Consider the following 21,426-nt stretch of genomic DNA (forward strand, 5'->3'; position numbering starts at 1 on the left):
AGTAGGACGTCGCCAAGCCGACAACAGAGAGCGCCCTTGATCGAATCAACGATCAAGGGCGTTTTTGCATAGTGAGGCAAAACTTCACTATGTAGTCTTTTTTCTCAATGAGAGCCGCAATAGTGAGGTGAAACTTTCTTATTCGACCGTTTTGTTGCCCGATGCATTAATTTCATCCGAATAAGGAGGTCTGACCTCACAATTTTGAGGATGAACAACCAAAGCCCAGGAATAAGACGGTGAAACTTCACTAAAGTGCGGGAGAAGAGCCCGGGAGGGCAAGACGCCGCCAAGCCGACAACAGAGCGCCCTTGATCGAATCAACGATCAAGGGCGTTTTTCGTTTCGATCTAGAACAAGGTGACGAACATGAGCTAACGGAAACGGATGTCCGCTAAAAGGGCAAGTTTACATAATTCGGCGATGTAACGGAACGCGTTGTCCGCTAACACCGTTTTTTCTCGCAATTTGTGTTCCGCTAATTCCGCTCGGAATCGCATACCCTGGCAAATCACAACGAGTGTCAGCCTGCCCCAATGACCGGGCACATATCCGAGCCGATCCGTTTCGCTCTCAGCGCGGATGGAACTCGGACCGCAGGGTCCCGGGAGAGCAGGACGACGCCAAGCCGACAAACGGAGCGCCTTTGATCGAACTAAGGGGATCAAGGGCGTTTTTGGCATAAGTTTATCCCAAGCGGCCGGGGGATTTAGTTACCTCAAAGCCAGTTAAGCTTTTCGGCGTTCCGGCAAGACTCGTTTCATAGTTGGAAGGCACATCCGTTTCGAAGCCGTCATCCCCGAATCCTGCGTCGGTCTCGTGCGGAGTAAACGGTTTGCTGCCATTGGATTGCTTCGATTGCTTCGATTGCTCCATTTTTCAGTCGCCCCTCAACTCGTTTTACTACAACATTAATGTTCCCGGAATCGAAGAGCGGCATGTACGCTATGCTTTTTTAACGTCGTTTTCCATGTGCTCCTTATTTGCCTAAATTCTACGAACGGCGGCAAGCCGCTTGATCGTTCGGAAAGCCGAAGGCTCCTTCCGAAACAAACTGTGGGCGGGCGAAGGGTTCAGCTCTATGAACCATACCTTGCCCGTGTTGTCGATCGCAAGGTCGTATCCGAGCTGCCAGCCGTAGCGTGTTTTGCTATAGACACGATTACATCGTTCGGCCAACCGGATCATCTCTCTCTTTTTCTGCTCCGCTCTCGTTCCGGTAAGTCCTAACGACAGCCGCAGCGCCCGGTCGATCGGCGATACGTACCCATTGCTTCTCGCAACATTGGTGACTACGCTTTTCGATCCGGCCACCTTGGCGACCATTCCGATATAGGTCCATCGTTTCGATCGATTCCTCATCATCATGAGGCGAATATCGAACGGACGGCCGTCGATTTTGGCAAGGTCGATCGCTTGCTGAACAATATGCGGTCTTTGCAGCTTCAGCTTTTGGATCAGCTCGCGAACGGAACCGACGGTCTGAGGATCTCCTTTTACCTTTATATAAGAAATCGAAGACCCTTCCTTCCAAGCTTTTATAACCCCGATCCCGCGTTCGCCTCCGTCCGGCTTGATGAATACGGCAGGGTAGCGGTTTAAAAATTCAGCTAACCGACGCTCGTTACAAAACGCCGTATGCGGTAAGTAAGCTCTAATTTGGGGCACCTTCCGAAGCATGCGGTGGAATCGAATTTTTCCCAGGAACAGCCCTCCTTTCCTATCGACGACGGTTCGGTTACTGAGAGGCTACGGCTGTAATTCGATCCAATTCACCTCTCCGGCCTCGTTATACAACGGATGATCCGCACATCGGGTTATTTGATTGTTTGCATCGACAAAAACGACCCGCGGAATAAGTCCTTTCAGTTCTTCCTCATCGAAAAGACCGAGACTTAAAATAATGACCAAATCCCCGGGTTGAAACAAATGAGCGGGCGGGCCGTTCAAGCAAATTTTCCCGGAGCCTTCCGGCGCGGGAATCGCATACGTTTTCCAACGGGTGGCGTTGCGCAAGCTGGTGACCTGCACCATTTCGTAGGGATGAATGTTCGCGGCTTTCATCAGCAGAGTATCGATCGTTATGCTTCCCACGTAATCCAGACTGGCTTCCGTTACGGCAGCTCTGTGGATTTTCCCTTTACACATCAATCTTTTCATTGTTAGGCGGTCTCCTCTTTCCAATTACGGTTTCGCGGCAAAAGAGCATCTCTTACATCAAGTTATGTGCTAGTGAAATCGACCGATTGGGCACTTGTTGAAAAAAGGAGGAATATATATAGCTACCCAAGCGGCTTGCTCACCCGTTCATATGCTAAATAGATTAATCTGCGGACAGGAGGGCAAACGGCTATGAGGTATTGGTTAGCTTGCCGCGTGTGCGGGAAACGGAAATCTTTCATGCTAAAACAAAACAAATGCGATTGCGGTGGCACTCTGTTGGTAGAGTACGATCTGGATCTCGTTAGACGTACACTGACGAAGGAAAGCTTAAAACATCGGGCGATGACCATGTGGCGGTACGCCGAGCTGTTGCCCGTTCAAAGCATGGACAATGTCGTTTCTTTAGGCGAGGGCATGACGCCTCTCATTCGTATGTCACAAGCGGAAAAAGCGTTTCCTTTACAAAAGCTGTGGGTGAAACGAGAAGAGCAAAATCCTTCGGGAAGCTTTAAAGCTCGGGGGTTTTCCGCTGCGATCTCGATTGCCAAGGAATACGGCGTTCGCAAGGTAGCCGTCAATTCAAACGGGAATGCGGCATCGGCCATGGCTGCATACGCCGGTTACGCCGGAATGGAGGCGTACGTATTTCTTCCTAAGGATTGCCCGGGATTGATTGTAGAAGAGTGCGTTCATTACGGTGCACAAACGTATCTGGTGGACGGATTCATTCACGATGCCGGCAACATTATTCGAGACGGGGAGCCGGAGCAAGGATGGTATCACGTGGGCACCTTAAGGGAGCCCGGCAGAGCGGAAGGCAAAAAGACGATGGGGCTGGAGGTAGCGGAACAGCTGGAATGGAGGCTGCCCGATGTGATCATTTATCCGACCGGCGGAGGCTCGGGAGTGATCGGGATGTGGAATGCCTTTCGGCAATTGCGGGAGATGGGATTCGTTCAAGGCGATTTGCCGCGTATGGTCAGCGTGCAGGAGACAGGCTGCCAACCGATTGTGGACGCCGTAGAGAAAGGGCGCTTCGTCCCTCAAGCGGAGGGAGTGAGCTCAAGTCCGACCGGAATGCGTGTACCTAACCCGCCGGACGGCGAATTGATCGTCTCCATATTGCGCGAATCGGGCGGCACCGCGGTGGCGGTTACTCCGGAAGAAATCCGGCAAGCGCAAACGGCCTTCGGCAATCAAGGCATTTCTTCGTCGCCCGAAGGAGCCGCCACTTGGGCGGGGCTCAATCGGCTGCTCGACCGCGGATGGATTCGGAAGAGCGACGAAGTCGTATTATTCAATACTTCGCATGCGCTGAAATATTGGCCGTGGAGCCGAAACAATCTCCCCGTAGTGAAAACATATGCGGACTGGGTGGGCATGACTCGCTCGTGAAATCAAATGGATCGCCCGCCCCGGAATGTCCGGCCAGCGGGCTTTTGTTTAGGTAAAGCGCAGTGAGGAAAATATGGAGAGGTCCATGCCGCTGCGGCCCGATACGATGAGTTGGGATAATATTTCCCCGACAGCGCTCGAAAATTTGAATCCGTGACCCGAAAATCCTGCGGCAAACGCCACATGCGAATGCTCCGGATGGACATCGATAATAAAGTTTTGATCGGGAGTCATAGTGTACATGCACACTTTGCCGTGCTTGAACTTCTTTTCGGCGCCGGGCATATGTCGCTCCAGGAAGGAAGTAAGATCGCCCAAATCATCCGGGTCGCTCCCGAACTTCCGGATCGGACCGTCGGGCAGGACCGGCCTGCCGCCGTCATGCCTTCCGACCTTTAGCCCGGCTCCTCCGATGCTGGGGAAACCATAAAAAATAGAATCGTCAAGGTCAAAGATAAAGGTAGGGAAGCAATCCGAGCCGAAGTGCCGTTCATCGGCATCAAACCAGGCAATCGTCTTCCGAGTCGGCGTTAACGGCAAGTTCACGCCAACGGATGAAAGCAACCGTCCGGCCCATGCCCCTGCACTGATGACGACCGATCCCGCATGGAATGTTCCGTTGTCGGTTCGGACGGTAACGCCATCCGGATGGATGTCAATGTCATGAACTCTGGTATCGGTTTGAAGCTTTGCGCCGCGGGAGATAGCAAGAGAAAGATACGCTTCCACACACAGCTCGCTTTTTAGCGCTCCGGAAGCAGTTTCGAAATACCCGACATAATGCTCCGGAAGCTTGATGCCCGGCCATCTTTTCATGACCTCTGTCGAAGCGAGCCGCTCAATAGGGAGGGAGAATTCGGAGGAACTGACCGCCACTTCTTGGAGAAACGCGGAATCCGGGCTGCCCGCATTCAAGTGACCCGTTCTGTAAAACAAGGTTTGTCCCGTTTGTTCCTGTAGATTTTCCCAAAGACTTTGGGCTCTTAGCGCAAAGGGAACATAATTCCGGTTGTCTCCATAAGCATGCCGGATGATTCTTGTGTCCCCGTGATGGCTTCCCCGGCTATGCGGCGGCCGGAAGCTGTCGAGCATCAAGGTGTTCAGTCCATTTGATGCCAAGAAATACCCGGCGGCTGCACCCATGGAACCCGCGCCCACCACTATGACGTCATTCATGTCGTGTTCTCCTCACTTTCTATCTTCTATTGTAATCGAAAAGAAGAATAACCTACATCATCAACGTTTAATATCAACTATTGAAAGTGTATAATGTTATTAAATTTTAACCGAGAGAAACGCGGAGGAATACCATTTGAGCGCCAGACCTGTATATATGTCGACGATGCTTCCGGGGCTGGAGAGCATCGTTACCGATGAAATCAAGCATAAAATTAAAGACGCCCGTGTCGTCGAGACCCTCCGCGGAAAAGTGTTTTTCAGCTCGGAACAACCGTTAGGAACGCTCATGTCACTTCGTTCGGTTGATAATTTATACGCTTTCGTTCGGAAATTTTCGATAGGTCCTCACAAGATTCACTTGCAGCAGCTCGAGAAAGAGATGGAAGCGGTCGATTTAAGCAAGGCGATTTCTCCGGACCTTATTGAAAGCGAAGGAGTGACGTTCGCCGTCAATTCCAGCCGGTCCGGCAATCAGACCTACAGCCGGTTCGATTTGTCCGAAGCGGCCGGCCGAGGTTTGCTGAAGCAGCTTCCTAAGTGGAAAATAGGCACGGCCGAAGCGCATCAATTGGAATTTCGGCTCGATTTGTCGGGTGACCAGGCGATTTTTTGTTTCCGGTTGACGCCTTCAACGTTCCGATTCCGGGGGAATCTGAGGCTGTTCTCCCAAGCGGCCTTGCGACCGTCCGTCGCCCACGCGCTCGTATGGCATTCGCAGCCTATGCCGGACGACATGTTCGTCGACCCGTTCTGCGGCTCCGGCACCATTGTGGCGGAACGCGCCGCTTATCCGTTCGGGCACATCGTCGGAGGAGACATATCCGCCGAGGCGGCGGAGGCAGCGACACAGAACGCGCCCAAGCTCGACCGCTTGATCGTCCGGCAGTGGGATGCGAGAGAGCTGCCGCTCGATGCAAGCTCCGTCGATGCGGTCGTATCGAATCTCCCGTTCGGAGAACAAATTTTGCAAGCCGATGAAATATACGATTTATATTTGAAATTGATGAAGCAGTTCAAACGGGTGATGAAGCCGGGCAGCCGTGCGGTGCTGATGACGGATAAAACGCACGAATTGCGGAGGGCTGCCGATAAATTCGGCATAGAGCATTATGTCGATTTTGAAGTCAGCCTGAAGGGACTGCACCCGAACATTTTCACCTTGCATTTTTAATCCGTGCGCGAATGCTGCTCACCTCGTGTCTTTTTTCGAAAGCGTGCCGGGGTGGGTTATTTTTATTTATGGAGGCTAGAGCAGTGAAACAAGTAACGACTGCAGCCGGTGTGCGTTGCGAGTGCGAGTACATACGAACGATCAATTACGCCATGCAGCAAAATTACGTCCCGGTCATTCGGAGGCTTCGGCTGACGAACAACGGAAGTGAGGATCTTCACGGCGTGACGGCGGTCATTACCGCGGAGCCCGCATTTGCACGCGAATGGCGGAAGACGGCGGACACGCTTCCCGCCGGACAGACGGTCGATCTCGGCGTCGTCGATCTGAAGCTCGAAGGCGCGTTTCTGGCGGAGCTTACGGAAAGGCTTGCCGGTTCGCTAACCGTCACGGTCTATTGCGATGAAGAAGTAATAGAGAGACAAGATCTGCCGGTAGACGTGCTCGCCTTCGACGAATGGGGCGGGCTCACCGTGCTCCCGGAGCTCATCGGCGCGTTCGTGACCCCGAATCATCCCGAGACCTCCCGATTGGTGCGCTCGGCGGCCGATATTGTTGCGAGATGGGACCGCAATCCGTCCTTCGACGCTTACCAGAGTCATGACCCTAACCGCGTCCGGATGCAGGCTGCGGCAATCTATGCGGCGCTGCAGCAAGAGTCGGTTACGTACTGCGTGGCTCCGGCCAGCTTCGAAGAAATCGGGCAGCGCATTCGCTTGCCGGATGCGTTGTTCGCCCAGCGAATGGGCAATTGTCTCGATCTGACGCTCGTATATGCAGCATGCTTGGAGGCGGTCGGCCTTCACCCGCTGATCGTGTTTACGAAGGGGCATGCGTTCGTCGGAGTGTGGCTCATCCGCGAAACGTTCGCGGAATGCGTGCAAGACGACGTTTCTTTGTTGACGAAGAGGCTGGCCGAAGGCATTCATGAAATATGTTTGATAGAGACGACAGCCGTCGCAGACGGGAAGTCGATCGATTTTGAACAGGCGGCTCGGCTTGCGCAGGAATCGTTTCGCAACGAGGACGATTTCTTCGGCTTTGTGGATTTGAAACGGGCGAGAGCGAGCTCAATTCGTCCGCTGCCGCTCAGAGTCCGGACGGCTTCCGGCTGGGAGCTTCGCGAGGACGAGCCGGCTCGGGAAGGGAAGAACCCCGGGGCGGCTCCGGATACGCTGGAAGTATTGGAACGGCCGCAGGAGGTCGATCATATTCCGGAGCCGAAGCAGAAGGAATGGGAGCGCCGATTGCTCGACTTGAGCTTGCGCAACGCGCTGCTGAATTTCCGCCTCTCGCGCTCCAGCATTCCGATTATGACCGAGCAGCTCGGGGCGTTGGAGGATGCGCTGGCCGAAGGGGGCGAATTTCAATTATTGCCGGCTCCGGGCGATTGGAAGGATACGCCGCGGGATGCGGAATTGTATCGCCGCGTCAGCAATGACCATCCGTTCGCGCCGCTGCTTCGGCAGGAATTCGACCAAAAGCGGCTGCGCGCGGACATGTCGGAGGGCGAGCTGTACAATCGGGTCGTTCACCTTTACCGTGCTTCCCGGCTTGCCTTAGAGGAGAACGGCGCAAATACGCTATACCTCGCATTAGGTCTTCTTCGCTGGTACGAGTCGGGCGCAAGCCAGAAGCCGCGATACGCGCCGATTGTGCTCATCCCGATCGAACTCGTCCGCAAATCGTCGCGCAGCGGCTTTCTGATACGCGCGAGAGACGAGGAGCCGCAGATGAACATTACGCTGCTGGAGATGCTGCGGCAAGATTTCGGCACGCACATCGACGGGCTGGATCCGCTCCCGAAGGATGAGAACGGGGTCGACCTCAAGCGCGTCTTTACGACGATTCGCCATGCCGTTATGCACCATGCCCGGTGGGACGTGGAGGAAGCGTGCTGCATCGGACTGTTTTCGTTCAGTCAATTCGTCATGTGGAACGATCTGAGGACGCGATCTGCGGAGCTTGCGCGCAACAAGGTCGTCGCCAGCCTCTTGGCCGGGAAGCTGACTTGGACGGAGGAAAACACGTTCCCCGAACCGGATTCGCTTGATCGGCTGTTCCACCCGAAGGAGCTGTTCGTGCCGATCTCGGCCGACTCGTCCCAGCTTGCCGCCGTCAGCGCCGCGGGGAAGGGCGGCAGCTTCGTGCTGCACGGGCCTCCGGGAACGGGCAAGTCGCAGACGATTACGAATATGATCGCGAACGCGCTTGCGAACGGGAAAACGGTGCTTTTCGTAGCGGAAAAAATGGCGGCGTTGACCGTCGTACAGAAAAGGCTGGAGTCGATAGGGCTGGGGCCGTTCTGCCTCGAGCTGCATTCCAATAAGAGCAAGAAAAAGGCGGTGCTTGAGCAGCTTCGGCTATCGCTCGAGGCGGGTCAAACCGCGCCGCCGGAGGAATGGCGCCGGCAGGCGGACCGTCTGGCGGAAGCGAGACAATCGCTGAACGCCTTCGTCGAGTCGCTCCACCGGAAGCGGGAAACGGGGGTTTCTTTATATGAAGCGCTGACGTTCTACGACCGGGTGAAAGAAGCGCCCGAAGTTGCGGCGTTCGATCCGGGGGCTGCAGGAAAGCTGCGCCCAGACGAGCTTATCGCATGCGCGGATACGATGAAGGAGCTGCAGGCGGCCGGAGCGGCTTGCGGCCATCCGCACGGCAACGTATGGGAGGACGCCGCCGTATCGCATTATTCCCCGGCTTTAAAGACGCAGCTGGAACAGCTGCTTGCAGCCTATGTTCGGCAACTGAAAGCTTGCGAGACGGCTTTCGATGAGGCGGCGAGGCTGATGCCGCTGCCGCCGGACATGACGCGGCGCGGACTTGAGCTTTATGAGCAGCTGTGCGGATTATTGCTCTCCATGCCGGAGAAGCCGAGCATGCTGCTTCGGGACAATGAGCTCGACGATGCGGTTGCGAAGCTGAAGGCGGTATCCGGACGAGGCTTGAAGCGGGACGGGCTGCGTTCCCGGCTGCTCGGCGTATTTACGCCTTCGATTTTGACGTTTGACGCATCGGCGGCGCTGACGGAATGGCAATGGTCGGAGCTGCAATGGTTTGTGCCGAGATGGCTCGGTCAACGGCGCGTGCTGAAGCTCCTGGGCTCGATGGCGCTTCCGGGAAATGCGGGGCGGACGATCGCGAAGGAGACGGTTCCGGAGCTGCTTGCGGATGCGATCAAGCTTCGCGAGGAATCGGAAGCGGTCAAAGCGTCCGCCGGCTGGACGGAAACGCGGCTCGGCGCGAAGCTGTGGAACGAGGGCGAGACGGACTGGCAAGCGGTGCAGGAGCTTCGCGCTTGGACGGAGCGAATGCAGCAGCTGCTGATTGCGTATCATGACGGCGATGCGGCGCGGGCGCTGGAATCCCGCATCGCGTTCTCCGCATTGCTTGAAGCGGGACGGGAAGCGTTCTTGGAACGCAATCGGGGCGTGCTGCAAGCTTATGCCGATGCCAAGAAGCTGCTGAATGAAACGGAGCGTTCGATATTCGAGCTGCTGGAAGCGGATGAGGCGAAGCTTTCCTCAACAGGAGACGCCTCATGGTTTTCCTATATGGCGGACAAAGCTTCGAAATGGCAAGGAGGCTTGGAAAGCTTCCGCGATTGGTGCTTATGGCGCCGGACTCGCGGGAAGGCGGCCGGGCTCGGTCTGGCTCCGATCGCGGAAGCATACGAGCGCGGGCAAGTGACGAACGAGGAGCTGGTTCCGTCCTACGAAAGGGCGCTGTACAAGGCGATTGCGGAGTCGGTCATAGCCGCGGACGAAAGCTTGGCCGGCTTCTCCGGCAAGCTGTTTGAACAACAAATCGCGAAATTTCAGGAGCTCAGCGAACGGTTCGAGTCGTTCACGCGCCAGGAAATAGCGGCGCGGCTTTCGGCCAGGAGGCCGCAGCCGGCGGCGTCCGCGGCGCAAAGCTCGGAGCTCGGCATTCTGCAGCGGGCGATTCGCAGCGGCGGACGGGGGCTGTCGATCCGCAAGCTGTTCGAGCAAATTCCGAACCTGTTGTCGCGGCTGTCGCCGTGCATGCTGATGAGCCCGATTTCCGTTGCGCAATATTTGGACCCGGCGAATCCGCCGTTCGACCTTGTCGTGTTCGACGAGGCGTCGCAGATGCCGACGTGCGAGGCGGTCGGAGCCATGGCGCGGGGCCGCGAATGCATTGTCGTCGGAGACCCGAAGCAGCTGCCGCCGACGAGCTTCTTCACTGCGAACCAGCAGACGGAGTCGGGGGACGACGGACTTTCGCAGGAGGATATGGAGAGCGTGCTCGACGATTGTTTGGCGCTCGCCATGCCGCAAGGGCATCTGCTGTGGCATTACCGCAGCCGGCACGAGAGCTTAATCGCCTTCAGCAACATGCAATATTATGAAAACAAGCTGCTTACGTTCCCCTCTCCGCGCGAACGGACGTCGAATGTGCGCCTCATTCCGGTAGAAGGAGCTTACGACCGCGGCAGAACGAAGCAAAACCGGGCGGAGGCCGAGGCCGTCGTGCAGGAGATCGAGCGCCGGCTGCGGGATCCGCAGCTGGCGGAACGCAGCATCGGCGTCGTTACGTTCAGCTCCGTTCAGCAGACGTTAATCGAAGACATGCTGGATGAGCTGTTTCGAAAAGCTCCGGAGCTGGAGTCGGCGTCCGCGGGTTCGCCGGAGCCGATCTTCGTGAAAAACTTGGAAAACGTGCAAGGCGATGAGCGCGACGTCATATTGTTCTCGATCGGCTACGGTCCGGACGCAAGCGGCAAGGTGAGCTTGAACTTCGGTCCGCTCAATCGGGACGGCGGCTGGCGGCGGCTCAACGTCGCAGTGTCCCGCGCGAGGCACGAAATGCTCGTCTTCTCGACGCTGCGTCCGGAGCACCTCGATATTTCGCGAACGAGCGCCCAAGGCGTCGCCGGACTCAAGGCGTTCCTGGAATATGCGGAAAGAGGCGCGCAGGCTGCGGGGCTACGCGCGCCTTACGCCGGGAAGGTTACGGTGGGACTGGAAAAGAGCATTGCCGCGAGCATTGCGGAGCTCGGCTACGACGTTCAGACGAACGTCGGCTGCTCCGGCTGCCGGATCGACGCCGCGGTAGTAGACCCGCGAGATCCCGGCGTTTATGTGCTCGGCATTGTGACGGACGGGAACGGCTATGAGAACGCGAGCACGGCCCGCGACCGCGATTTGCTGCGCACGTCGGTGCTCGAAGGGTTGGGCTGGTCGATCCACAACGTATGGTCGCTCGATTGGTTCGAAAATCCGGCCAAGGAAACGAGGCGTATCGAGGATGCGATCCGCAAAGCGATGGACGATTCCAAGCTTTCCGGACCGACCGTTGCCGAGGGCTTGAAGGTAGAGATGGTCATTCGCGATACGACGGATGAGGCCGCGCGTACTTCTGCATTGGAGCCTGCGCCGGAGGCGCCGAAGTACGAAATTTGCAGGCTGGAACGCGTGGAAGAGCCGTCGGAGCAATTTTACGGCAGAGATCAAAATCGGCTCATCGCGGACCAAATCGTTCGGACGGTCGAACAGGAAGGGCCGATCAGCCGGTCGCTGCTATGCCGTAGAGTGCTGCAGGCGTGGGGAATTACGCGTATGGGCAGCAGGATCGAGAGGCGCTTCGACGAATTGTTCGCTGTCTTGCAGCTGAAGACGACGGAGCACGACGGATGCGTCTTCTTCTGGCCCGCATCCCAGCCGCCGGAGACGTACGAGCGGTTCCGCCAAGGGGCGGACGACGAAAGCCGGCGCAGCGCGGAGGATTTGCCGCCGGAGGAAATCGCCGCCGCGGCGAAGCGGGTGCTGTCGGTGCAAATCAGCCTGCCGAAGGACGATCTTGTGCGCGAAATCGTGAAGCGGCTCGGCTATCAGCGAAGCGGCGCGGCGCTCGACAAGGCGGTAAGAGCCGGCATTGAGCTTGCGGCGGCCCGCGGGCTCGCGGTGATCGATGAACAAGATAGAGTGATAGATAACGGGTAAGCGCGGAGGCGCGATCCGAATTCGAAGTTCAAACGAGGCGACAGCGCCTCGTTTTTTTTATGGACTTTACTTAATTTTTAATCGGATTTTACTTTACGGCATTACATTTTAAACTAGGCGCAGCACAGTCAAATTATAATGAAGTCAGGTCTGTGATACGAGTGAGAGGCGGAAGACAATGGGGACCGTGATACAAGCTACACTTTCAAACGCGGCAGTCATATTTATCATGCATCTCTTCATTGTTTATGTATTGGATGTAAGAAAGAGGGTTGCCAATTATGCGGTATGGACGGCTATAGCGGCGATCGTCGCCTTGTCTTGCGCAGCAATGCAATATTTGCCGGTCAAGTACGGTGCTTTCCGGTTCGATCTGATGCTCATCCCGCTGTTGTTAACGGCTTTGTGGTGGGGCTGGCGTCTAGCGTTTCCTGTCCTTGCCGCCATTGTACTGTGGAGGCTGGCGATCGACGGGGCCGGAGCAAGCGCCGAAACGTTGTTCGGCGTTGTGCTTCCCGTCCTTTTTGCATTATTGTATGCGCGTTACGACAAATCCCCCGTGAAAAGTTGGAGGCTGATCGTCCCGCTCAGTGGAGCTTGGCTGATATCCTCCTTGCCGACGATATTTGCGGCCGGCGGCGGATGGAGCCGCTGGATGCAAATCGTGCCGTTTCAGTATCCGATTTTTTTGATCACGGCTTTGCTGCTGGACTTCCTCATTCGGAAAGAGGAAGCGGAGCGGCGGACGATGGAGCGGTATCGATACGACGCGGATCACGATTCGTTAACCGATTTGTACAACATGCGAACATTCGAGGAAACGATCCGTACATACCCGGACACGAAAGGCGATATGTTCATCGTCATGCTTGATATCGATCATTTTAAGATGATTAACGACACGTTCGGACATTTGTCGGGAGATATCGTTCTGAAGGAAATATCCCGGTTTATCGCACATGCGGAGTATGCGCCGGGAATATCGGATATGATCGCGGGACGGTACGGCGGCGAGGAGTTCATTATGTTGATGGTTGCCGAGAAAAAGAGCAGCATGCTGGCGCAGGTTGAGAGCATCCGAAGCGGAATTGAACGGAAAGTGTTTTATACGGAAGAAGGAGAACCGATACGGTTGACGGTATCAATCGGCGTAGCGAAATTAACGGATCGTTCAAAAATCCATCGCGCGATCGGGGTTGCGGACCGCTTTCTCTATAAATCCAAGCGTGACGGACGAAATCGGATTACTTGCGGCAGCGGGCTGTAGCCGCCGAGCGAAGCCTATTACGTCATTTTAGACCGGGAGGCATAAATGGCTAGAATCATGGTTGTCGACGACGCCGCGTTTATGCGGCTCATTATGAAAAATATCGTAACACAATACGGCCACGAGGTCGTAGCCGAGGCTGCTGACGGCAAAATTGCGTTGAAGCTGTACAAGCAGTATAAACCCGATTTGGTGACGATGGACGTCACGATGCCCGAGATGGACGGGATCGAGGCGTTGAAAGAAATAATGTCGTTCGATAAAGAAGCGAACATCGTCATGTGCAGTTCGGGGGGACAACAAATTAAGGTATACGACGCATTCAGGGTAGGGGCGAAGGATTATATTTTAAAGCCGTTTCAGGAGGATCGGGTGCTGGAAGCGATAAACAGAATATTGTACGCCAGCATATAGCAAAAAAATGCCGTGGAATGTTAATATTAATCATTCCTATTTTGTTATCAATTCAATGAAAAGGGGCTGAAAACATGGTACACGAAATGCTCGAGCTGCAAAGAAGCTTAAGAGAAAGAGGACTGCTGATCAGCTTTTCCGGCAGGTTCTCTCAGGAAATCATCGAGGAATTGGGAGAGGCGCTGAAAAAATATTTGGAGACGGAAGAGCACCCGAAGACCGATATTTTCAATATTTTTTCCATATTCATCGAGCAAACGCAAAATATTAAAAATTACTGCCAAAGCAAGCAAGGTACGGAAATTTACGATAATGTCGCAAATTCGTGCATCGTAACGATCGGGAAAACCGAAGAAGGCAGCTATATTTGCTGCGGCAACAATGTATCGAACGCCGATATCGAGCCTCTCGTGCGCATTCTTGAGATGATCAACGGAATGGATAAGGCAGAGCTGAAAAAGCTGTACAAAGCGAAGCTTAAGGAAGAAACGCCCCCGGAGAGATCAGGGGCGGGCATCGGTTTAATCGATATTGCGAGAAAGGCAAAGCAGCCTTTGGAGTTCGACATCACCAAGGTCGATGAGCAGCTGTCGTTTTTTACGCTTAAAGCGGTTGTGTGACACAAAAGGAAAGGGGGATCCGAATGGACAAATTATTTATACCAGGCACGAAAAGCACTCCTGAAGTCGATTTTAATCCGGAAACGATGACATTGTCGTTAAAAGGGCAGTCTTATCCGGAAAATTCGTTTAAATTTTATGAACCGGTAATGGAGTGGGTGGACTTATTTTTTGCGAACGCCGGCGGCGGTGAAGTGTCGATCCGCTTCAGCCTTCCGTATATCAACACGAGCAGCTCGAAGTGCATCATGACGCTGCTGGAAAAATTCGACCTCTATTTCGCGGACGGCCAAAAACTGCACTTATATTGGTACTATAACAAAGAGAATGAGAGCGAATTGGAATGTGCCGAGGAATTTAAAGAAGACCTGTCGTTTCCCTTTGATGTCATTCCAAAAGAAGAGGAAGAATCCTGTTGATCTTTCGTGAAGAATACCAGCTGCTGAAATCGGCCAAGCAGGATTTGTCGCATCACGAGAACCAAGGCTTGCCTGCGCCTGCCGTCTATGCGGAGCTGATCGCGCAGTATGAAAAGCTGCTTAAAGTTTCCGCCAAAATTATCCGGATCAGCGATATTCAAGGAGAAAGCTTAAAGAAGCAGGAAGACGTCATTACAACAATGAATGAGCACCTTCTGAAGATTGAAACGTCGCGGCGCCGGTTTTTAAGCGATATTTCGCATGAGCTGTTTACTCCGATGACGACGATTCAAGGATACATAAAGGCGATGCTCGACGGCGTCGTCGAACCGGAAAAACCGTTTCTACAAATGATTTACGATAAAATTTTGCTGGTAAACAAGCTGGTTGAGGATTTGTTCGAAGCGTCCAAGCTGGAAGCGAATATGTCTCCGATTGAAATAAGAGAGATCGGGCTGTCCGCATTTTTGGAAAACATCGAACAAATTTATTCGGTGGAGGTGACCGGCAGAGGGTTTTCTTTTCAAATCGAGCCCGCAGGCGATCTAGCGCGGCACTCGCCGGTCCGATTATGGATGGATCCCGTCCGTATTGAGCAAGTATTGAACAATTTAGTCCACAATGCAATGAAGTTTTGCCCGAAGGGCGGAAACATCCGAATCACGGTCGAGTGGGAAAACGCGGCCCGTCGAATGGTCAAATTTCAAGTGTCCGACGACGGCCCCGGCATTAGCGAGGCGGATATCCCTCACGTGTTTGACCGGTTTTACAAAGGCGAGAGCAATCCCGGCCAACAGATAGGCATGAGCTTGGGCGTCGGCTTAGCCATCGCGAAAGAGATCATCATCAAGCATAAAGGAGAGATCGGTGTGAGAAGCGAAGCGGGCGTCGGTACGACGTTCTTTTTTACGCTTCCGGTTGCGGCCGCGCCGAGAAAGCAAAGCGATGCTTAGACTCGGAAGGCGAGGCGAGCACGGCGGCGGCGCATTTGCAGCCGACCCGATACAAGACCGGAGCGCCTTGAAAGTGGCTTTGTTTGCCGGCGTTGTCATCATATTTTCCATCATTTTGGTCGGAACGATCGTATATCAAATTACGAAAAACGAAGCCGTCAAAAAATTAAAAGAGCACGACCTCGTATTTATCGCGGATTCCGTTGCGGCGAAAATTGACGGGACGATCGCGCGGGCGAAGGAGACGGCGCTGCTGCTCGCGCGCGATCCCGAAATCGTTCAATGGATCGACGACGGGGAATCGGATCCGCAGCTAACGGAGCATGTAAGGCGGAAGCTCATTTCGCTGCGCACGGAATACGGATATACCAACTCTTTTATCGTCAGCGAGGTAACGGGCCACTACTGGGGGGAGAACGGCGACATTATCGGAACGATGTCGAAGTCGGAGCCGCTTGACCGGTGGTTTTACGATGCGCTCGCATCGGGCAATCCCGTCGCTTTGAATTTGGACTACAATGAGGCGAGAGGAAATACGTTCTTTTTTATCAACGCCTTGGTCGGGCCGCCGGATCAGCCGATCGGCGTCGCCGGTGTCGGCTTCGGCCTGTCCCATCTGGCGGACGATTTCGAGCGAATGAAATACGGCAAGGACAGCGGCATTTGGCTCATTGACGGAAGCGGCAAAATCCACTTGACGAATCGGGTCGACCAGTACGGCAAAGATATCGGCATCTCGCTTCCGAGCGCCGTCCGCTCCGATATTTTGACGCATTTGGCAAGCGGCGAAGCCAAAGATCCTTATGTATTGGAATATACGGACAGCGGAGATCGCCTGTACGATTTGATCAGCTACCCGGTACAGTCGACGGATTGGAGGCTCCTGTTTCAAATTCGCCGCAGCGAGACGATTTCGTTCCTCGACACGATTAAAATCAATACGGTCATCGCAGCGCTGATCAGCATTCTTGCCATAACGTTTCTATTTTTCTTTATATCGCGGTATTTTACCGATCCGTATAAAAGAGCGATACTGATCAACCGCGAGCTGGAGAGACAGGTGGAAGAACGTACCCGGGAACTGTTCGAGCAGCAGCGGAAGCTGGTAGACAGCATCGAATACGCCCAGAAAATCCAAGAGTCGCTGCTGCCCTCCCATGACGGTCTTGCAGCCGTGTTAAACGACTATTTTTTGCTTTGGAGACCAAGAGATACGGTAGGCGGCGATTTTTATTGGGTTAAACCGCTGCCGGACGGATATTTGCTGGCCGTAGGGGATTGCACGGGCCACGGCGTACCCGGGGCGTTGATGGCATCGATCACGTTATCGATTCTGAACCAAATTTCCGAAAGCGATTCGAACAGCGACCCTGCCGCGATCTTGCATTCTTTAAACTCGAATGTGAAGCGGATGCTGAGGAAGGACGAACAAAGCAACGCTGCGGACGACGGGCTTGATATCGGGTTGCTTCGATTTTACCGGGACAAGCCGGCATTGTTTGCAGGAGCGAAGACGGATTTATACTTCCGATCCGGTTCGGACGGCGGCCTACACGTCGTTCGCGGCGTTCGAAAAAGCATCGGTTACCGCAGGTCCGGAGAAAATACAGTGTTCCTGAACCATGAGCTCCGGCTGGATGAGGGGGATACGCTCTACATGACCACGGACGGCTTTTTGGATCAAAACGGAGGGGAAAAAAATTATCCTTATGGAAAAGGGAGATTTCTGGAGCTCGTCCGAAGCTGCGGCGGAAGCGCGCTGAAAGATCAGGCAAAAGCGTTCGAGTCGGCTCTGGAGCTATATATGGGAGAAGAGCCGCAACGGGACGATATTACCGTATTGGCGTTGGCTGTCGGACCCAAAGATCCGTAAAGTTGGCGCTGCGCCGAAGTCATTAATGGCCGGTTGCAGCGCTAAATTTATATCCGAGTCCGCGAACGTTATGGATATATTGGGGAAGCTCCGGGTTGCTTTCGAGTTTTTTGCGGAGGCTGCTGATATGAACGGATACGGTCCGCGTGTCGCTGTAGCTCTCGGCCCCCCATATTTGCCTATACAGCTCTTCCTGCGCGAACACTTGTTCCGGCCTTTTGGCGAGAAACATCAGCAGCTGCGTTTCCTTGGCCGACAGGAGCAGCTTGGTTCCTTGCAAACGAACTTCCATCGTTTCCGTATTAATTTCAAGACCGTCGTAAGACAAAATATGGTTTTTCTTATCTTCCTGCTTATACAGTTGAGCACGGCTGAAAATCGGCGCTCTGCGAAGGTTCGCTTTCACGCGGGCGACGAGAACGACGGGGTCGAACGGCTTCGTAATATAATCGTCGGCGCCCATCTCCAAGCCTTGTACGATTTCCTCGCTGTCTTTCCGCGCAGTAACGAAAATGATGGGCACATTCGAGTATTGGCGGATTTCGGCGCAAACCGCCGCTCCGTCCATTCCTTGCAGGGTAATGTCGACCAGCAGCAAATCCGGCTGCTCCGTCTCAAACAGCTTTAACGCCTCGAACCCGGTTTCCGCTTCAATGACCTGAAACCCTTCTTTGTTTAAATAAATCGCAATGAGCTCGCGTATTTCCTTCGAATCCTCTAGAATTAAAATTTTTTCCTGCTTCATCGTGTGAGCCCCTCCAGAATAGCAGAACAATTGTACAGTATCGATTGTAGCATTGGCGCCGCCCGGTTGTAATCCCGAATTTTTCGCGGACTTTACAATATTGCGCCGGCAATCTATGTTGGTATTACGGATCCGGATAAGAAGAGGTGCTCCTTATGCGCGAATTGTTTACGTTTCGAACGATTCGGGGCAAGTTCTTTTTGCTTACGACGATCATAATTGTCGCCCCCATGCTCGTATTAAGCTTTGCGGTGTATCATATTTCCGCTATGAAGCTGGAAGAGAACGCCGTCCGTAATGCTGAATCGTCTTTGGACATGGGAGGGCTATATTTAGACCGGATGGTCATCGATTTATACGACTTGTTGAATGTCGTTCAAGGAAATCCCCAAATCATGCAGCTGCTCACCACCGGAAATACCGACGAAGAAGTGGAAAAGACCGCTAAGAACGAAGATTACCGCTACGTAAGAAATTTGAAGAACATTCGCGACATCATGAACGCCATCACGCTCTCCAAGCCTTATATCACCTCATTCATCATTTACCATTACGGAGCGCCCGTGGACAAAAGACTTTATAACAGCAGCGGAAACGGGCAGTCGATATATTTAACCCCCTATCTGGCCAAACGTTGGGCGCAGGAGCTGTCCGCGCAGGATGCGATCGTTTGGAGGGACGGCGAGACGCTCGAGCAGAACAACCATATTCGGCGCAACAGTATGATCGTCGGCAAAAAGCTGAAAAAAATGACAGGCGATTACGGGGATCTCGGATTCATTCTGCTTGAAATCGATAAAGAAAAATTTTATGAAGGGTTATCTTTTCTTCGAGCAAATACCGGCTCCGATTACTTCATTACCGATGTAAACGGGACGGTAATCCATACCTTCTCCGAATCGTCGCCCCCCTCATCGAACCCGCAAATCTTGAAGCCGGGCAAAAAATATATCGAGCAAACGATCGTGAATGATCGAACGGGGTGGAGGCTCACTCATGTGATGGAAGCGTCTCAGCTTTCCGCCGACGCCAGAGTGATCCGAAGCATTACGATCGTCGTGTTTCTCCTTTTGCTGCTGATAGGCTGGCTGCTCGCGTTATGGATCAGCAACACGGTTACAAGGCCGCTGAAGAAGCTGTCCGCGATGATTCGAAGCGGCATACCGTTTCCCCAAGCGGAACGCCATTTTGACGTTTCGGACGAGGTGGGGCAAATCGGTTTCCGGTACATTCGTATGATAGATGAGAATAAAGCGTTACATAAGGAAGTTTATACCGCTCTGCTTAAGCGCAAGGAAGCGGAAATCGAAGCGCTGCAAGCGCAAATTAATCCGCACTTTCTTTACAACACGCTGGAATCGCTGCACTGGCTGGCCATCTCCCGCAAGCAGTTCGATATCGGCGAGGTCGTGGGCTCGCTCGGGAAGTTTTTTCGGCTCGCCATACGAAAAGGAAGCGATATGATTACGGTTGCGGAAGAATTGGAGCATGCCAAAGCGTACGTCAAAGTGCAGCAATTCCGCTATAAGGACAAGCTGGATTTTTACACCGAGGTGGAGGATGAAACGATGTCCTGCTTCGTGCCGAAGTTTATTTTGCAGCCGGTCGTCGAGAACTGCATTTATCATGGAATTAAGAAGAAAGACGAGCCCGGCAGCATACTCATTTCCGGAGAGCTCCGAGAGGGACGTCTAATCTTCCGGATTACGGACGACGGGGCAGGCGTTCCGCCCGATCGGCTGAAGGAGGTGCAGGCTGCGCTTAGCGGCGAGGACACCGGCACCATATACGGCATTAAAAACGTGAACGAACGAATTCGGCTTCGTTTCGGACTGCAGTACGGCGTATCGATCGACAGCGTTTACGGCTTGTACACTACCGTGACGATTACGCTGCCCGTCCTTACGACTTCGGAAGAGGAGCGGATGTACGCATGATGAAAATTGTGATTGCCGACGACGAGTACCATATCCGTACCGGCATCGCGGAATTTGTTCCGTGGAAGGAGCTCGGCGCCGAAGTGTTGGAAGCGCAGGACGGAACGTCCGCTTTGGCCGTGTACGAGGAAGCGGCTCCGGAAATATTGCTGCTAGATATTAATATGCCGGGAATGAGCGGCTTGGAGGTTGCCCGAACGATCCGCGAGCACGACCCGGACGTTCAAATCATCTTTTTGACCGGGTACGACGATTTCGACAAAGCGAAGGCGGCCATTTCCGTACAAGCCTCCGATTATTTGCTCAAGCCGGTTTCATACGGCGAATTGGTAGAGGCGCTCCGGAAAGCGATGGACCGTATTGAAGAGGCGAAAAGCAAGGCGGAGTACGTTCACCGGCTGGAGAGGAAGCTGCATGCGTTCACTCCGGCCGCGGCGGAGCGGATTCTCCTGGATTGGCTTCACAATCGGCGAATTCCGCGTGAGGCGGACAGCTTGCTTGAAGAGCTTGGCATGTCCTCCCGTCAGCATTCGAACTTCTCTGTTGCGTGTGTAGAAATCGACGGTTTTTATCGCTATATGGATCAAGTATCGCAAAGAGACCGCCAGCTTTATTTGTACGCGTATAAGAAGCTTGCTCAAGAAGTGTTCGAGGCGTTTGGGAGCTATTCCATTGTTTTGCAGGCGAATCCGAGCAGGCTGATCGCGATTGCCGCAGCTAGCGGGTTAGAAGACAAGGCATATGCCGCGGAGCGGATGAAGTCCCAAGCGGAACGGCTGCAAAACGCTTACCGCGATTATTTGAAAATGTCGGTAACGATCGGCGTAAGCCGGAATGCGGATCAGGCCGCCGATTTGCCGGAGGCGTACCGCGAAGCGATTCAAGCCGTTGAGCGTCGGGTTGCGGGGTCCGGTGGAGGAAGCGGCGGTCAGCCGGATCGGAACAGGCCGGTCATGAAAGCGATGGAGAAAGCGAAAGGGTGGATCCGGGACCATTTGGCCGAAGACATAACGCTCCCGAAAATAGCCGCTTTTTTACACATGAGCCCCAACTATGTCAGCACGCTGTTTAAACAAGCGACCGGAGAAACGCTGACCGAGTATGTAACGAGAGTCCGGTTTGAGAAATCGAAGGAGCTGTTTGCGCGGCCGGAATTAAAAATGCACGAAATCGCGGCCCGGGTCGGATTCGCCGACGCCAATTACTTCAGCATCGCCTTCAAAAAATACCACGGAATGCCTCCTTCGGAATATCGGCAGCGGTATTATTAAAAAAATCGTAAAGATTTCAAGATCGTCGGAAAATATTCTATGGGAGTGAAGGA

The 21,426-nt window shown here is 53.9% G+C and carries 16 protein-coding genes; 11 read left to right on the plus strand and 5 right to left on the minus strand.

The window, feature by feature from the left end; translation table 11 throughout:
- Window positions 1-687 precede the first annotated feature (687 nt).
- The 3 genes from PT964_RS07810 to panD all read right to left on the minus strand — a co-directional run bounded on the left by PT964_RS07810 (window position 688) and on the right by panD (window position 2,160).
- Window positions 688-876, minus strand: coding sequence for a hypothetical protein (locus tag PT964_RS07810; RefSeq protein WP_274362788.1), 189 nt, complete (start codon window positions 874-876; stop codon window positions 688-690).
- Between the two features lie 111 nt (window positions 877-987).
- Entirely contained in the window at window positions 988-1,710 is a 723-nt protein-coding gene (locus PT964_RS07815; protein WP_337995017.1) for a YheC/YheD family protein, read from the minus strand.
- Between the two features lie 39 nt (window positions 1,711-1,749).
- Window positions 1,750-2,160 carry an aspartate 1-decarboxylase gene (gene panD / locus PT964_RS07820; protein WP_274362789.1) on the minus strand — a complete coding sequence of 137 codons (411 nt, stop codon included), beginning with the start codon at window positions 2,158-2,160 and terminating at the stop codon, window positions 1,750-1,752.
- A gap of 192 nt (window positions 2,161-2,352) precedes the next feature.
- Between panD and PT964_RS07825 the strand changes: the two genes are divergently transcribed.
- Window positions 2,353-3,558 (plus strand): threonine synthase, encoded by a 1,206-nt coding sequence (locus PT964_RS07825; RefSeq protein WP_274362790.1) that lies wholly within the window; start codon window positions 2,353-2,355, stop codon window positions 3,556-3,558.
- Between the two features lie 48 nt (window positions 3,559-3,606).
- Here PT964_RS07825 and solA read toward each other — a convergent pair whose 3' ends face one another.
- Window positions 3,607-4,734, minus strand: a complete 1,128-nt coding sequence (solA, locus tag PT964_RS07830) for an N-methyl-L-tryptophan oxidase (RefSeq protein ID WP_274362791.1) — start codon at window positions 4,732-4,734, stop codon at window positions 3,607-3,609.
- Window positions 4,735-4,870: 136 nt separating this feature from the next.
- Here solA and PT964_RS07835 point away from each other — a divergent pair, with 136 nt between their 5' ends.
- The 8 genes from PT964_RS07835 to PT964_RS07870 all read left to right on the plus strand — a co-directional run bounded on the left by PT964_RS07835 (window position 4,871) and on the right by PT964_RS07870 (window position 17,420).
- Window positions 4,871-5,908, plus strand: coding sequence for a methyltransferase domain-containing protein (locus tag PT964_RS07835; RefSeq protein WP_274362792.1), 1,038 nt, complete (start codon window positions 4,871-4,873; stop codon window positions 5,906-5,908).
- 83 nt (window positions 5,909-5,991) lie between these two features.
- On the plus strand, window positions 5,992-11,874 hold the full coding sequence (locus PT964_RS07840) for a DUF3320 domain-containing protein (protein ID WP_274362793.1): 5,883 nt from the start codon (window positions 5,992-5,994) through the stop codon (window positions 11,872-11,874).
- 178 nt (window positions 11,875-12,052) lie between these two features.
- Window positions 12,053-13,141 carry a GGDEF domain-containing protein gene (locus tag PT964_RS07845; RefSeq protein ID WP_274362794.1) on the plus strand — a complete coding sequence of 363 codons (1,089 nt, stop codon included), beginning with the start codon at window positions 12,053-12,055 and terminating at the stop codon, window positions 13,139-13,141.
- A gap of 45 nt (window positions 13,142-13,186) precedes the next feature.
- Window positions 13,187-13,555 (plus strand): response regulator, encoded by a 369-nt coding sequence (locus PT964_RS07850; protein ID WP_274362795.1) that lies wholly within the window; start codon window positions 13,187-13,189, stop codon window positions 13,553-13,555.
- 74 nt (window positions 13,556-13,629) lie between these two features.
- Entirely contained in the window at window positions 13,630-14,175 is a 546-nt protein-coding gene (locus tag PT964_RS07855; protein ID WP_274362796.1) for a SiaB family protein kinase, read from the plus strand.
- A gap of 23 nt (window positions 14,176-14,198) precedes the next feature.
- Window positions 14,199-14,594, plus strand: a complete 396-nt coding sequence (locus PT964_RS07860; RefSeq protein WP_274362797.1) for a DUF1987 domain-containing protein — start codon at window positions 14,199-14,201, stop codon at window positions 14,592-14,594.
- A complete protein-coding gene (locus tag PT964_RS07865; RefSeq protein ID WP_274362798.1) occupies window positions 14,591-15,547 on the plus strand; it encodes a sensor histidine kinase in 957 nt (318 codons plus the stop codon). Before PT964_RS07860 ends, PT964_RS07865 begins: the two co-directional genes overlap by 4 nt.
- Window positions 15,540-17,420 (plus strand): SpoIIE family protein phosphatase, encoded by a 1,881-nt coding sequence (locus tag PT964_RS07870; protein WP_274362799.1) that lies wholly within the window; start codon window positions 15,540-15,542, stop codon window positions 17,418-17,420. Before PT964_RS07865 ends, PT964_RS07870 begins: the two co-directional genes overlap by 8 nt.
- A gap of 22 nt (window positions 17,421-17,442) precedes the next feature.
- Here PT964_RS07870 and PT964_RS07875 read toward each other — a convergent pair whose 3' ends face one another.
- On the minus strand, window positions 17,443-18,165 hold the full coding sequence (locus PT964_RS07875; RefSeq protein ID WP_274362800.1) for a response regulator transcription factor: 723 nt from the start codon (window positions 18,163-18,165) through the stop codon (window positions 17,443-17,445).
- A 155-nt stretch (window positions 18,166-18,320) separates the two neighbouring features.
- Between PT964_RS07875 and PT964_RS07880 the strand changes: the two genes are divergently transcribed.
- Entirely contained in the window at window positions 18,321-20,102 is a 1,782-nt protein-coding gene (locus PT964_RS07880; RefSeq protein WP_274362801.1) for a sensor histidine kinase, read from the plus strand.
- Complete coding sequence (locus PT964_RS07885) at window positions 20,099-21,373, plus strand: response regulator (protein ID WP_274362802.1); 1,275 nt, start codon at window positions 20,099-20,101, stop codon at window positions 21,371-21,373. Before PT964_RS07880 ends, PT964_RS07885 begins: the two co-directional genes overlap by 4 nt.
- Window positions 21,374-21,426 lie beyond the last annotated feature (53 nt).

The organism is Paenibacillus thermotolerans (genome assembly GCF_028745515.1).
GTDB classification, from domain to species: Bacteria; Bacillota; Bacilli; order Paenibacillales; family YIM-B00363; genus Paenibacillus_AE; species Paenibacillus_AE thermotolerans.